General features: G+C 68.0%; 16 protein-coding genes. 10 read left to right on the forward strand and 6 right to left on the reverse strand.

The window, feature by feature from the left end; translation table 11 throughout:
• Positions 1–27 precede the first annotated feature (27 nt).
• On the forward strand, positions 28–768 hold the full coding sequence (locus tag FF090_RS00330; RefSeq protein ID WP_175423442.1) for an ABC transporter ATP-binding protein: 741 nt from the start codon (positions 28–30) through the stop codon (positions 766–768).
• Complete coding sequence (locus FF090_RS00335) at positions 765–1,529, forward strand: ABC transporter permease (RefSeq protein WP_138854834.1); 765 nt, start codon at positions 765–767, stop codon at positions 1,527–1,529. Before FF090_RS00330 ends, FF090_RS00335 begins: the two co-directional genes overlap by 4 nt.
• Here the strand turns inward: FF090_RS00335 and FF090_RS00340 are convergent.
• Positions 1,526–2,044, reverse strand: coding sequence for a GNAT family N-acetyltransferase (locus FF090_RS00340; protein WP_138854835.1), 519 nt, complete (start codon positions 2,042–2,044; stop codon positions 1,526–1,528). The genes FF090_RS00335 and FF090_RS00340 overlap by 4 nt on opposite strands.
• 68 nt (positions 2,045–2,112) lie before the next feature.
• Positions 2,113–3,303 (reverse strand): NF038122 family metalloprotease, encoded by a 1,191-nt coding sequence (locus tag FF090_RS00345; protein WP_175423443.1) that lies wholly within the window; start codon positions 3,301–3,303, stop codon positions 2,113–2,115.
• 230 nt (positions 3,304–3,533) lie between these two features.
• Between FF090_RS00345 and FF090_RS00350 the strand changes: the two genes are divergently transcribed.
• Positions 3,534–4,508 (forward strand): ABC transporter substrate-binding protein, encoded by a 975-nt coding sequence (locus FF090_RS00350; RefSeq protein WP_138854837.1) that lies wholly within the window; start codon positions 3,534–3,536, stop codon positions 4,506–4,508.
• Entirely contained in the window at positions 4,508–4,888 is a 381-nt protein-coding gene (locus FF090_RS00355) for a VOC family protein (protein WP_138854838.1), read from the forward strand. Before FF090_RS00350 ends, FF090_RS00355 begins: the two co-directional genes overlap by 1 nt.
• A 10-nt stretch (positions 4,889–4,898) precedes the next feature.
• Here the strand turns inward: FF090_RS00355 and FF090_RS00360 are convergent, their stop codons facing one another.
• The 3 genes from FF090_RS00360 to FF090_RS00370 all read right to left on the reverse strand — a co-directional run bounded on the left by FF090_RS00360 (position 4,899) and on the right by FF090_RS00370 (position 8,161).
• Positions 4,899–6,179, reverse strand: coding sequence for a DUF5666 domain-containing protein (locus FF090_RS00360; protein WP_138854839.1), 1,281 nt, complete (start codon positions 6,177–6,179; stop codon positions 4,899–4,901).
• A 412-nt stretch (positions 6,180–6,591) separates the two neighbouring features.
• Complete coding sequence (locus tag FF090_RS00365) at positions 6,592–7,176, reverse strand: HutD/Ves family protein (RefSeq protein WP_138854840.1); 585 nt, start codon at positions 7,174–7,176, stop codon at positions 6,592–6,594.
• Positions 7,177–7,198: 22 nt separating this feature from the next.
• The gene (locus FF090_RS00370; protein ID WP_138854841.1) at positions 7,199–8,161 is read right to left on the reverse strand and encodes a helix-turn-helix transcriptional regulator; all 963 of its coding nucleotides are present in this window, start codon (positions 8,159–8,161) and stop codon (positions 7,199–7,201) included.
• 257 nt (positions 8,162–8,418) lie between these two features.
• Here FF090_RS00370 and FF090_RS00375 point away from each other — a divergent pair, with 257 nt between their 5' ends.
• From FF090_RS00375 to FF090_RS00385, 3 genes are all read left to right on the forward strand, one after another.
• Entirely contained in the window at positions 8,419–8,982 is a 564-nt protein-coding gene (locus tag FF090_RS00375) for a hypothetical protein (RefSeq protein ID WP_138854842.1), read from the forward strand.
• A gap of 28 nt (positions 8,983–9,010) precedes the next feature.
• Positions 9,011–10,123, forward strand: coding sequence for a 6-carboxytetrahydropterin synthase (locus FF090_RS00380; protein ID WP_138854843.1), 1,113 nt, complete (start codon positions 9,011–9,013; stop codon positions 10,121–10,123).
• An 86-nt stretch (positions 10,124–10,209) separates the two neighbouring features.
• Positions 10,210–10,539: a YbjQ family protein gene (locus tag FF090_RS00385; RefSeq protein ID WP_138854844.1), complete on the forward strand. Its 330-nt coding sequence runs from the start codon at positions 10,210–10,212 to the stop codon at positions 10,537–10,539.
• A 141-nt stretch (positions 10,540–10,680) separates the two neighbouring features.
• On the opposite strand, the gene FF090_RS00390 is transcribed toward FF090_RS00385, so the two are convergent.
• Positions 10,681–11,829 (reverse strand): serine hydrolase domain-containing protein, encoded by a 1,149-nt coding sequence (locus FF090_RS00390; protein ID WP_175423444.1) that lies wholly within the window; start codon positions 11,827–11,829, stop codon positions 10,681–10,683.
• Between the two features lie 174 nt (positions 11,830–12,003).
• Here FF090_RS00390 and FF090_RS00395 point away from each other — a divergent pair, with 174 nt between their 5' ends.
• The 3 genes from FF090_RS00395 to FF090_RS00405 are packed head-to-tail and all read left to right on the forward strand — an operon-like array spanning position 12,004 to position 13,458.
• Positions 12,004–12,426 (forward strand): LIC_13387 family protein, encoded by a 423-nt coding sequence (locus FF090_RS00395; protein ID WP_138854846.1) that lies wholly within the window; start codon positions 12,004–12,006, stop codon positions 12,424–12,426.
• Entirely contained in the window at positions 12,423–13,052 is a 630-nt protein-coding gene (gene queE, locus FF090_RS00400) for a 7-carboxy-7-deazaguanine synthase (RefSeq protein WP_138854847.1), read from the forward strand. The genes FF090_RS00395 and queE overlap by 4 nt, the downstream gene beginning before the upstream one ends.
• A gap of 13 nt (positions 13,053–13,065) precedes the next feature.
• On the forward strand, positions 13,066–13,458 hold the full coding sequence (locus FF090_RS00405; RefSeq protein ID WP_138854848.1) for a hypothetical protein: 393 nt from the start codon (positions 13,066–13,068) through the stop codon (positions 13,456–13,458).
• The last annotated feature ends 7 nt before the right edge of the window (positions 13,459–13,465 follow it).

Genomic DNA, 13,465 nt, shown 5'->3' on the forward strand with positions numbered 1-13,465 from the left:
ACGCAGCGGGCGGCAACAATGCCGCCCGTGCTGCACCTCGACCACCTTCATCTGCGCTTCGGCGCCCTGCCCGTGCTGGAGGGCTTCAGCATGGATTTGGCGGCCGGCGAGCGCGTGGCCTTGCTGGGGCCCTCGGGCTGCGGCAAGAGCTCGGTGCTGCGCCTGGTGGGCGGTCTGTTGGCGCCCAGTGGGGGGCGCATAGCGGGCCTGCCGCTGCGCACCGCCAGCGTGTTCCAGCAGGCCACCTTGATGCCCTGGGCCACGGTGCGCGACAACGTGGCCTTGCCCCTGCGCCTGGCGGGCCAAACGGCCGCCACCGCACGCGCGCAGGCTGCAGGCCTGCTGCAGCGCGTGGGCCTGCAGGGCTTTGCTGACGCGCTGCCCCACACCTTGAGCGGCGGCATGCAGATGCGCGCCGCGCTGGCACGGGCCTGGGTCACCGACCCCGAGCTGCTGCTGCTGGACGAACCCTTTGGCGCGCTGGACGAGCAAAGCCGCGAGCAGCTGGGGCAGGAACTGCTGAGCTGGTGCGCGGCACGGCCGGCGCTGGCCTGCATCCTCGTCACGCACTCGGTGTTCGAGGCTGTAGCCCTGGCCGACCGGGTGCTGGTGCTCTCGCCCCGGCCGGCGCGGGTGCTGCTGGAGATCGATGTGCGAGCCATCCGAGAACTGGCACACCAACAGGCCGCGAACTGGACCGAACAGGACGCCTACTTCGCGCTGGTCCGCCAGGCCCAGCAGGCCCTGCAGCGGGGGATGACGGCATGAGGGCGCTGGCGCGTTGGGCTCCGGCCGCTCTGCTGTTGCTGGGCTTGGGCCTGCTGTGGGAGTGGGCCGCGCGCAGCGGCGCGGTGCCGCCCTATCTGCTGCCGCCGCCCAGCCGCATTGGCGCCGCGCTGCTGGAGCCCGACGCCGGCTGGTGGCCCGCCTGGGTCTTTACGCTGAAGGTCTGCCTGAGTGCGCTGGGCCTGGCCTGCTTGACTGGCGTGCTGGGCGCGGCGGCCTTTGCGCTCTCGCCCCTGCTGGAGCGCAGCCTGCTGCCGCTGGCCGTGGTGCTGCAGGTCACGCCCCTGGTGGCGGTGGCGCCCTTGGTCTTGATCTATGTGGACAGCCCGCTGGCGGCGCTGCTGATCTGCGCCTGGCTGGTGGCCTTCTTCCCGATTCTTTCCGGCACCTTGGCGGGCCTGCGGGCGGTGGACCGCTCGCTCGCCGATCTGTTCACGCTCTACCGCGCCAGCCCGCTGCAGCGCTTGCGCTGGCTGCTGCTGCCGGGCGCCGCACCTTACTTCCTGGCCGGCTTGCGCACCGGGGCGGGGCTGGCCTTGATCGGCGCCGTGGTGGCCGAGTTCGCCGCCGGCGCGGCGGGCCACCAGACCGGTCTGGCCTCGCGCCTGCTGGAGGCCATGTTCCGCAACGACATGCCGCGCATGTTTGCCGCGCTCAGCCTGATCATGGCCAGCGGCTTGGCGCTGCAGGGCGCGGTGGCGCTGCTGGAGCGCCTATGGATCGGGCGCTGGCACGGGCGTTAGCCCGGGGCGTGCGCCTCGAAGTGCAGCAGATCGAACCACTGCCCGCTCAATTCCAAGGAACGGCGCGAGTGGCCGAACTGCGCAAAGCCGTTGGCCTGCAGCACGCGGGTGGAACCCAGGTTGTCGGGCCGCGCCGTGGCTTCCAGGCGCTTCAGGCCATGCGGGCCGAAGGCCAATGCGCAAACCTGTCGCACCATCTCACGCGCCACACCCCGCCCGGCGGCCGTTTCGGTCACCCGGTAGCCCAGGCTGGCGCTGTGAAAGTGTGTGCGCTTGACCTGACTCAGATTGACCCGACCCAGCAACTCGCCCGCTGGGCTGCGAGCCAGATACTGATAGCCCCGGTCGGCCTGCGCATCGTCCCGCGCCGCCTGAATGGCAGCGGCCACGCCCTCGAGGTTGTAGAAGGCGGCCGGGCGCGCGTTGATCCAGCGCTCAAAGTAAGCGCGGTGGCGCAGCTCGAAGGCCAGCAGGACTTCCGCATCGGCCGGGATGGGGGGCGTAAGGGTCAGCATCGGGGCATTGTCCCGGCGCCATGAAAAAAGGGCGCCGAAGCGCCCCCCTTGAAGCGGATCGTCCAGCCTCAGTCCGCCTTGCGACGACGGCTCAGACCCAGACCCAGCAGACCCAGACCGGCCAGCGCGAGGGCGCCCGGCTCGGGGATGCGCAGGGTGGTCAGGCTCTCGATGATGGCGGTGGAGAAGCGGCGCTCTGGCTTCCACATCACGTCATAAGCCACGTTCCAGCCCATGGCATCAAAGGCGGCCAGATCGAGCGAATCGATTTCCTGCTGCTGACCGAATCCCGAGGTCGGGTCCATCACGCCGACCTGCGGGGTGTTGGCCGGCGAATCGCGCCAGTGCGAGGCTTGTTGGCGATCACCAAAGTTGCGGCCGGTCGAGAAGTTGGCGTTGTTCTGGTACTTGGTCTTGCCGTCGAGCGAGAAGTAGGGGGTGCCACCAATGCCCCAGTCGCGCACGCCTTGCTGCAGGCTGGCATCGCTGTAGCGGAACAGATCCCAGATCGACATGAGGGCGAAGTTGCCCAAGTTACCGGTAAAGCCGGTGTTGCCGTCATAGGTGTCCACGCCGCTGCGGAAGCCCAGGGCATGGCCGATCTCATGAATGGCCACGCCCAGGAAGTCCATCTTGTTCGCATCGATGCCATCGGTGGGGTCGAAGTCGAAGGCGAAGTTGCTGCTGAAGGTGATCGCCCCGTCGCGCTGGTTGGTGGCCGCTGCGCCGGTGTAGTTCACGGCCATGCCTAGGGCCTTCATCAGCGAGGTATTGGCCGAGAACGCAGAGTTGTTGGCACCCGCGTCGGTGTCGAGCACGCGAGTCAACGGAGCGGTGTTCACGCCAGTACCGTCCGCCTTGGGCGCGGAGATCAGGGCGTCAATGGCCTGGCCGCCTTGGAAGCCAGAGGCACGAGAACCATTCAGGGTCTTGGCTGCGACTTGGTCGACGCGCGAGTTGCCGCTCGCCTTCATGGCCGTCAACACATCACCGACATAGGCCACATTCGTGGTGCTGCCGGTAGAGCCAATGATGCCGGCGCCCAAGGCGGCATAGCGGACCTCGAAGCGCAGGGTCACGTCATTGGTCAGCGCCTGCTCCCAGAAACGGGCGGCCGCCTTGAAGCCCTTGTAAACGTCGGTGCCCTCGGTCACGCCACCGGTGTTGATCAATTCGATCTTCAGCGCATGGGCCGGCGCAGCCGCGAGGGCCAGGGTGGCGGTGGCCGCAAGAGCCAGCAAATTCTTCTTCAGCATCATGGTGCAGACCCACTAGGGGCGTTCGGTCAGAGGACAGCGCCAGAGTGCTTGGACCCAGCGCGGCGAAAGTCAATCCCAAACGCAATGAGCGTGCCAGTCTTTATGGATCAAACACTTAAACAGGGGGGGGGCTTGGGGTGTAAAGCTCGCCGTCTCCGGGTCAATCCGGACAGGGTTTTCCGCTCAGGCGCAGTGGTGGAATGGCGCCTTCACCGCTGTGACTGCCGAACATGACCACTCGCCGTCTCCTGCTCGCCGCACCCCTGCTGGCCGCCCCCGCCTTCATTCGCGCCCAGGGGCAAAGTCAACCCGACAAGGTGGTGTTCGCCACCAACTGGCGCGCTCAGGCCGCGCACGGCGGCTTCTACCAAGCCCTGGTGGACGGCAGCTATGCGCGCGCCGGGCTGGCGGTGGAGATCCGCCAAGGCGGGCCGCAGGTCAACAACCGCCCCTTGCTGCCGGCCAAGAAGATCGACTTCCTGATGACGGGCAATCTGCTGCACGGCTTTGACAACGCCAAGCTCGGCATCCCCACCCGCAGCGTGGCGGCCATCTTTGCCAAGGACCCGCAGGCCTTGATCGCCCACCCGGGCCAGGGCTTCGAGAGCTTCGAAGCCCTGAAGAAGGCGCCGCGCATCTGGATCGCCAAGGATGCGCAGTTCAGCTGGTGGCAATGGCTGAAGCGCCGCCACGGCTTTCGCGACGAAGCGCTGCGGCCCTACAACTACACGTTGGGCCCCTTCCTGGCGCACAAGCAATCGGTGCAGCAGGCCTACTCGGTGGCCGAGCCCATCTATGTGAAGCAGCAGGGCGGCTTCGAACCGGTGGTGCACCTGCTGGCCGACCACGGCTGGCGCACGCCCAGCACCCTGATCGACACCCATGCCGACACTTTGCGCGAGCGCCCCGAGCTGGTGCGCCGCTTCGTGCAGGCCAGCGTCGAGGGCTGGCGGCGCTATTTAAGCGGCAGCGTGGCGGAGCGCGCCGCGGCCGACGCCCGCATGCGCCAGGACAACCCGGAGATGAGCCAGGCCGAGCTGGAAGCCAGCCACGCCTTGATGGTCAAGCAGCAGCTGGCCGGCGCGCCGCTGGGGCAGATCCGCCTGGCCCAGGTCGAGGGCTTTTTGCAGGACATGGTCACGGCCGGGCTCCACAAACCCGGCGAGGTGGATGTACGCCAGGTGGCGGTGGAATCCTTCAGCTGATGGCCGCCACGCACTGCATCCTGTTCGTGCGCGACGCCGCCGCTCAGCGCGACTTCTATGCCGCGCTGCTGGCGCGCCCGCCGCGCCTCGATGTGCCCGGCATGTGCGAGTTCGAGCTGCCCGGCGGCGCGGTGCTGGGCCTGATGCCCGAGGCCGGCATCCGCCGCCTGTTGAGCCAGGACTGGCCCGCCCCCACCGACACCCCACGCAGCGAGCTCTACCTGCTGCTGGACGAAGACCCCGCTCCCTGGCTGGCCCGCGCGCTGGCTGCTGGCGCGGAGTTGATCAGCCCACTGCAGGCGCGCAACTGGGGCCATCAGGCCGCCTATCTGCGCGACCCCGAGGGGCATCTGTTGGCGTTGGCGCAAGCCCTCGACTGAGCAACGCTGCTCACGGGGCCAGCTCGGCCTGCTTCCAGCTCAATTGCCCATTGCGCCAATCGCCGCGCAGTTTCACCGGTCGCCCGACCTGCAGGCCCACAAAGAAGGCCGCGCGACCGATGACCTGTTCCTGCCCATCGCGGAAGTCACTGTCCGCCAAGCCGGTAGTGTTAATGTCCAGGCCCAGCAGGCTCAAACGCGGTGCCGCCACTTGCGTCACCGGCCCCTGCACGATCACACGTGGATCAGACTGTTCGCTGCGCAAGCTGATCTCAGAGGCGGTCACCCCCTCGCCGTCCACCCAGCGTGCGCGCACGCGCAGATGCTGGCCGGTGCGCAGGGCCGACCCATCCGCCACCCCCTGCCAGCGCGTCAAGGTATTCCAGCGCAAGGTCAGCGGCGCCAAGCCTGCCAAACGCAGTTCGGCACGCCCCGAGTCCAACGCCGCCACATCCCCCTCCAGACGGATGGACTCCCTGAATGACAGCTTGCTGGCCAGCAGCACCCCGCCACTCACTTGTCCCTCGACCTCCACCTTGGCGCCGTTGGCCAACTCGTCCAGGCTGCCGTGCTCGAACGTTGTATTGTCCTGGACCGCCACAGCCTGGGCACCGAGCATGAACTGCCGCCCGCTGAGCTGTGCCACGTAGCCCTCCAGCTCCAGGGGCTGGCCCTCCGCCGGGCGAATGCCGTGGGGCTGGACCCGCTGCGCGGTCAAGGTGCCGCAAACCGGCTGGCTGGCGCAGGCGCTGCCTTTGACCTCGACCAGCAGCCCGTTCCAGCTGCCGGCTGGCATGTCGCTGAACTGGCCGGCGGCGTATTGCACCTGCAAATCGCCCACCTGAAATCGTTGCAGGCCGGGGTCATGGGCCCGAACCCATCCCTTGACCTCAAACGGTGGCGTGGGCACCGTGAGCTTGCGCTCGATGTATCCCGCTGCCACCAAACCCTCCGCCACGAGCAGGCCGTGTACCTCGACGCGATCACCCACCTGCGGCAGCGGCCCGGACTCGAACCGGGTGCTTGGTTCGATTTGCACCAACTGCCCCATGACGCGCCACTGCTGCGGGTTGACCACCTGCTCAACCCATCCCGTCAGCGGGCTGTCCACCCGAATGGTCTGCGCGGTGCGCGCCGCCGCCGAGCCCTCGACCCGCACCACCATGCCCACTCGCAGCTCGGACTCCGGTACCTCGCGCCCATCTTTCAAGATGCGGGCATTGGCGCTGCTGTACTCGACCCCGTTGACCCACACACTGCCAAAGGCCGTGATGGCGCCATGGGCGGCCAAAGCCGCCGCACTGGCAGGCGGGGGAGGCGCTGGCGGAGACGGTGACGCATCGGCCGGCCCCCCCGCCCCGCCACCTCCGCCGCAACCGTGCAACGCAAACACGAGGCCAAAGACTGCAAAGCCCGCTTTCAACAGTGCGGGGACTGAACGCAAACATGGAATGCGATGCATGGGGAGGGGCTCCGGTAAACGCACCGGCGTCGCAAGACCGATGCCAGTCCAACGCCCCAGGCCGAAGGAGCCGCTAGGCCACCTGGTTCGGGGCATTTCCCCCAAACTCCGGCGCCAAAAGCCCCATTTGGAACGGCCGCTTACAGGCCGAAGCGCCTGGAAACACGGCACAAATTCGCCTGGCCAGGCGAGCTGGCGAAGCGAGTAGGAACCGCTACCGCAGCGATTCAGCCCAGCGGCATCAACAGGCTGGAGCAGGGCCATGCGGCGCGGCCAGCCAGAAGGCAGGCGCGGCATCCAAAGGCTGCAGCCGGTAGATGCCAGCGGGCAGGCCGCACAGCAGGCTGCGCGGCGCCAGGCTCCAGCTCAAACCGCCCTGCGGGAATTCCAAACGGACCGCGCCGCCGCAGAAGAAGGCCCGCCAAGCCCCGGCCGGTGCGTTCGCCGCGCCGTCCTCGGCCCGCCACATACCGCCAGCATCACCCTCGCCCAAGCCCCTCAACATCAGATTGAGGTCACGGGTGGGGCCGTTGATGAGCCGGCAATCCGGTGCCAGCGCGCCGTCAAACCCGAGGGGCCGGCTGGCCGGCGTGAGGGCCAGGGTTTGATCGGCCAGCTGCAGCTGCACCCCCGCGCCCTCCAACACCGCGAAGTGGCGCTGCACCCCCGGAAAGGCCGAGAAGGGCCCATCGCGGTCGATATCGGCCAGGCTGATGCGCAAGCGCCAATCAGCTCCCGGCGGCCAGGCCAACAGTTCACGGGTGGCCCCTCCGCCATTGCGCCAGGGCTGGGGGGGAATGGCATCGGCCAGGATCAAATCGGGCATAGCAGACAAGGTGGGAAGGGGATCAACGGTACAGCCGCAGCACGGACTTTGCCTGCTCGGCCAGACGGTCGCGCAGACTGACCGGCTCCAACACCTCCACCTCGGGCCCGAAGGCCAGCAGCTGACGTGCCGCCATCTCTTCGCTCTCGAACCACAGCTGCACCTGCTGATCACCCAGCAGCTCAGGTTCACCCAGGGGTACCAGCGGCAGGCGGCTGTTGCGCAGCCAGCGCAGGCCCTGGGCGCTGACCTTGAGCGTCACTGGCACCTGCTTGAGTTCGGCCTCGAAGCGCTGGCTGGCCGCCCGCCACCAGGCCGGCAGATCGAAGTCCTTGGGCCGCTCGAAGGCGTGGTCCAGCAGTCGGGCGCTGCGCAGACTGGCCAAGCGGTAGGTGCGCGCGTCTTTGCGGCCTCTTGGGTTGTCCCGTAGCGCCACCAAATACCAAGCCCCGGCCTTGAGCACCAGACCCAGCGGCTCCAGCCGATAGCGCTTCAGCCCGGCCCAGCTCTGGTACTCCACGGCCAACGTCTGCCCCTGCCAGACCGCGCGCGCCACGTCCTGCAAGTGCTGGGGCGTATCGGGCGCGCGGTACCAATCCAGCGGGTCCAGGTGCAGGCGCTGGGCCACGCGGTCCGATAGCTCGCGCCAAGGCGGGGGCACGCTGGCCAGCACCTTGAGTCGTGCCCCGGTGGCCGCCGCGCCCAGGCCCAGCTCGGCGGCCGCACCGGGCAGGCCGGCCAGCATCAGGGCCTGGGCCTCGTCGCCCGTCATGCCGGTGAGCTGGGTGCTCCAGCCGGGTTGCAGCTCAAAGCCGCCGGCGCGGCCGGGCTGCCCCCACACCGGCACCCCGGCGGCACTGAGCTGATCGATGTCGCGCAGGATGGTGCGCTCGCTCACCTCCAGCGCCCGCGCCAGCTGCGGCGCGCTTTGGCGGCCCCGGCTTTGCAACAGCATCAGGATGGAGAGCAGGCGGCTGGCTTTCATTTCTGAACCTGGACCAGGCGACTGACCGCGCCTTCTTTCGGTAAGCCAATCTGAAGCACTGCGTGCATGGAATCCTCCGATCAACAAGAGGCGCTTCTGGCCGCTGGCGTTGTTGCTCGCGCCTAGCCTGCGGCCCGCCTCGCCAGCCCCTCGGACACGCCCAGTCGCCCGATCCAGGCTCCACTAAACATGACAGCCATTGTCATGGTTTGAATCGCAAGATGGCGCCACCCCAATCCCCACCCCCGGAGCCCACCATGCAACACCTGCTCAAACGCCGCCTGCTCTTGCAAGCCGCTGCCACCGGCCTGAGCGCCGGGTCCGCTGCCGCGGCCACGGCAACCGCAACCCCCACGCCCCCCAGCTTCCCACCCGGCCAGCCGGGCGAGTTCGACTTCCTGGCCGGTGAGTGGCGCATGCACAACCGCCGCCTGAAGGCCCCCGGCGAGTGGGACGAGTTCCCCGGTGAGGCCACGGTGCACCGCCTGCTCGATGGCAAGGCCTCGCTGGAAGAACTGCGCATCCCGGCGCGCGGCTTTGCCGGCTTGGGCCTGCGCATCCTGAACCTGGAAACACACACCTGGATGGACTTCTGGGTCTCGGCCCGCAACGGCGTGCTCAGCGGCCCGGGCATGCCAGGCCACTTCAAGGACGGCGTGGGCCTGTTCGAGGCCGACGACGAGGACAAAGGCCAGCCCATCAAGATCCGCAGCATCTGGGACCAGATCACCCCCAAGAGCTGCCGCTGGCACCAGACCGTCTCGCGCGACGGCGGCAAGAGCTGGGAGCCGAACTGGTTCATGGACTGGAAGCGGGTGTGATTCGCCTGGGGCCACGACAATCGGCCCCATGCTGCTCACCCTGCACAGCGCGGCCACGCCCTTCGAGGCCGCCTGCCACATCCCCGCCCTGCCCGAAGGCCACCGCGCCCGCCGCCTGCATGGCCATTCCTTTCTGGCCCAGGCGCGCTGCGCGCTGCCGCTGGGCTGGGCGCCCTTCAAGGGTGCCGAGGTCAGCGCGCTGCGCGAACGCCTGGAGGCCGCCGCCGCGCCGCTGGACCACGCGCTGCTCAACGATCTGCTGCCCAACCCCACGGACGAGAACATCGCCCGCTGGCTGCAGCAACGCCTGGCCGGCGGCGATGGCGGCGCCCCACTGCCCGGCCTGCAGCAGCTCAGCGTCTACAGCACCACGCACAGCGGCGTGGACGTGGACCTGCGCGGCCGCGCCCATGTCTGGCGGCGCTACCGCTTTCAAAGCGCGCATTGGCTGCCCCATGTGCCGCCCGGTCACAAATGCGGGCGCCTTCATGGCCATGGCTTCGAGGTCATCGTGCACGCCAATCAAGACCTCGGTGAGCGCGAACTCTCGATCGACTACGACCACCTGGACGCCCTCTGGGCGCCGCTGCACTTCGAGCTGAACTACCGCTGTCTGAACGAAATGCCCGGGCTGGAGAACCCCACCAGCGAGATGCTCTCGCGCTGGATCTGGGAGCGGCTCAAACCCCAGCTGCCTGAGCTCAGCTGGGTCACGGTGTTCGAAACCGGCAGCAGCGGCGCCAACTTCGACGGCGCGCGCTTTCGCATCTGGAAGGAGTTCACGCTGGACTCCGCCGTGCAGCTGAAGAACGCCCCGCCCCAGCACCCTCTGGCCAGCGTGCACGGCCACACCTTCACCTTGCGCCTGCACCTGCAGGCCGAGCTGCACCAGCTCTATGGCTGGGCGGTGGACTTCGGCGATGTGAAGGAGCGCTTCAACCCGGTGTTCAAGCGCCTGGACCACCACCCCCTGCATCTGGACGAGCGCCTGACCGACGGCGACTGCGCGAGCCTGGCCGCCCACATCCTGCGCGAGGCCCGCGCCGTGCTGCCCGAAACCGACCGCGTGGACCTGTACGAGACGCGCGGCTGCGGCGCGGTGGTGACGCTGGGCGATACCAGTGAGCTGATTCCGGTCTGAGGTTCAGCGGCGCCCAATCCCCCGGTCTTCGATCCACCAGCTCCTGGAGCCGGCTATCCTGCCGGGAAAAAGGGAGTCACACGTTCATGATCAGTACGACCACTCAGTGGATTGAAGGCACGTCGGTCGATCGTTACTGCGGCATTGTTTCCGCCGAGGTCATTCTGGGGGCACATGCCGGGCGCGATATGGTGGCCAATTGGCGCGACTTCTGGGGCGGCCGAGCCAGCGGATACGAAAAGGTCATGGCCGACGCCCGTCGAACGGCCATCAAGCGCATGGAAGCAGAAGCCGTTGAGCGTGGCGCAAACGCGGTGGTTGGCGTCAGTCTGACCTATACCGTGTTGGGTGAAACGAATGGCATGCTGATGGCCTGTGCCACCGGAACGGCCGTGCTCGTCGCGCGGCCCAAGTAACCAGCTCCCGGCAAGTACCGCGCGACCCAAGGTCCCAACGAGGTTGTTGGCCCGCACTATTCGGTTGCCGAGCATTCAGATGCTGGCGCGGGGAGAGACGGGGTGGGTTGCGTCTAAGAGCCAGGGCTGGCCCGCGACGAACTAATTCGGCGCGGGCCCCTCCCATGAATCCCACTGGTAGGCCCGCTCGACCCGATCGGCGATCTCGTTCATCAGCGCCATGCCGTTGTCGCCGTTGGTCATGATCACCACGCCGTAGCCCTTGCGGAGATGCCCACTCAGCCAGGCCCGGTAGCCCCAGTTTGAACCGCTGTGCGAGAAGTACCAGCCTTCCTGGCGGCGATCGATCACCAGGCCCATCGCATAGCGGCCAATCCCGACTGGAGCAGTCATTTCGGTGGCGGTTCGCTGATCGATGACCTTGCCCCTCGGGCCGCGCAGCCCGGTCTGGATCTCGATGATGAGTTTCGCCAGGTCGCTCGGGGTGCTCCATAGGCTGGCTGCGGCCTGCTCCGGGTGGACGTGCCAGGGGACGCCCATGCGCTGCCCCTGCTTGTCGTGGGCCAGCGCGACATTCGTGGCCTCGGTGGGCAGGGGCTCGAAGCTGCTGTCACTCATGCCCAGGGGGGCCAGTACCGTCGCCCCCATGAACTGCGAAAACGGGCGACCCGCGCGCTCGCTCAGGGCCAGTTGCAAGAGGGTATAGCCCCCGCCGGAATACTTGTAGGCCTCATACGGCGTCCGCTTGAAGACCACCTTGCCCACATTGGACGGGAGCTGGCCTTCCAGAATCTGCACCAGGGAGGGCAGGGGCGCCCCGGGCGCGTAGCCGGGGAAGCCAAAACCATCGTCGGCCCCCGAGGTGTGACTGAGCAGGGAGCGCGGCGTCACCGCTTGCTCACGCGTCAGCACTGTGGCGGGGACCTTCCAGGAACGAAGGATCGAATTGATGTCCGCATCCAGCTCCAAGCGCCGCTGCTGAACCAGGTGCATAGCCGCGAGGGCCGTCACCGGCTTGCTGATCGACGCGGCCTGGAAGCGCGTACGCGCATCCACCCGGCGGCCCGTTGCGGCGTCTGCCACGCCATAGGCCTTGGCCCAGTGCAGCTTGAAGTCCCACACCACCGCAATGCTCACGGCAGGGACCTGCGTCTGCTCAAGCAGCGCCTCCATCCCGAGTGCCGAGAGTTCGCTCTGACTTGCGGCTTGCGGCGCTTCAATGCGAGCGATGAGCTTCGCCACCTCATCCGGGGGCGCCGCGGCCGAGGCGGAGCGTGCCGCCAGCGCCAACAGCAGGCACGGGATCATTCGCACTGGCCACTGGGGCGATGGAAGGCTCATGCGGCTTCTTCGGGAGAGGGCTTGGGGGTCCGATTATGAAAAGCCCCGAGATGCCCTCGCCTCAGCTCGCTCTGCCAGCGGCAGGGGGCGTCAGTCTCCGGCATGCGCACTATGCTGCGCGCCATGATTTCTGCTTCTTCCTGGCTGGTGCTTGCCAGCGCCCTGATTCTTGGCCTGCTGGGCGCCGCCCACTGGGTGCTGACCTACCGCGGCCCGGCCTTCCACCCGCGCGACCGCGCGCTCACGCAACGCCTCAAAGAGGTATCGCCCCTGGTGTCCAGGGAAACCACGATGTGGCGCGCGGGCCTGGGCTTCCACGGCAGCCACAGCCTGGGCGCACTGTTGTTCGCGGCCTGCTTTGGCTATCTGGCCCTGCAGCAGCCGGCGCTGTTCTTCGGCTCGCTCTATCTGATGGGCCTGGGCCTGACGGTGCTCACGGCCTATTTCATGCTGGCGCGGGCCTATTGGTTCCGGGTGCCGCAGCTGGGCATTGGCCTGGCCCTGGTGCTATACGGCCTGGCCTTGAGCCTGCAGGGGCTGCCATGACCTACAGCGTCAAGGAGTGCTTCTACACCCTGCAGGGTGAGGGTGCGCAGGCCGGGCGGCCGGCGGTGTTCATGCGCTTTGCCGGCTGCAATCTGTGGACGGGCCGCGAGCAGGACCGCGCAACGGCCGTCTGCACCTTCTGCGACACCGACTTCGTCGGCACCGATGGCGAGGGCGGCGGCAAGTTCGCCACGCCCGAGGCCCTGGCCGAGTGGGCGGCATCACGTTGGCCCGGCGGCGGCAAGCCCTACATCGTCTGCACCGGCGGCGAGCCCTTGTTGCAGCTGGATGAGGCCGCCATCGCCGCGCTGCACGCGCGCGGCTTCGAGGTAGCGGTGGAGACCAATGGCACCCAGCCCGCACCGGCCGGGCTGGACTGGATCTGCGTCAGCCCCAAGGCCGACGCGCCCCTGGTGCTCACCAAGGGCCATGAGCTCAAGCTGGTCTACCCCCAGCCCCTGGCGCCGCCCGAACGCTTTGCCGACCTGGACTTCGAGCATTTCTTCCTGCAGCCCATGGACGGCCTGCTGAAGAACCGCCACACCCGCGCCGCCATCGACTACTGCCTGGCCCACCCGCAGTGGCGCCTGAGCCTGCAGACGCACAAGCTGCTGGGCATCCCCTGACTTGAAGGCGCCCATGAACCGCGCGCACGGACGGTATGAGCTGGACTGGCAGGGCACTGTGCTGGTGCTCCGCATCTTTGAGGACTGGAATGACTTCGCGGTGCAGCAATTGCAGCAAGAGGTGCTGACGAGCGTGGCCCAGCGCGGGGCCGCGCGCTGGGCCTTGCTGACCGACGCCCGCGAGTGGGGCCTCGCCACGCCTGCGGCCCTGGAGGCGTGGCAGCGCTTTGTAGAGCTGGCCCATGGGCAGGGCCTGGGTGCATTGGTCCGCCTGATGCCCAGCCACTTTCACGAAGTGGTGATTCGTGACTACGTGCAGCGCACCGAGCCCTTGATGCCTCAGGCCCACAGGGATTCGCTCGAAGCTGCCTGGGCCTGGTTGCAAGAACTGGGCTTTACGCGCTGAATTCGCC

Origin of the sequence: Inhella inkyongensis (genome assembly GCF_005952805.1) — a bacterium.
Classification (GTDB): Bacteria; Pseudomonadota; Gammaproteobacteria; order Burkholderiales; family Burkholderiaceae_C; genus Inhella; species Inhella inkyongensis.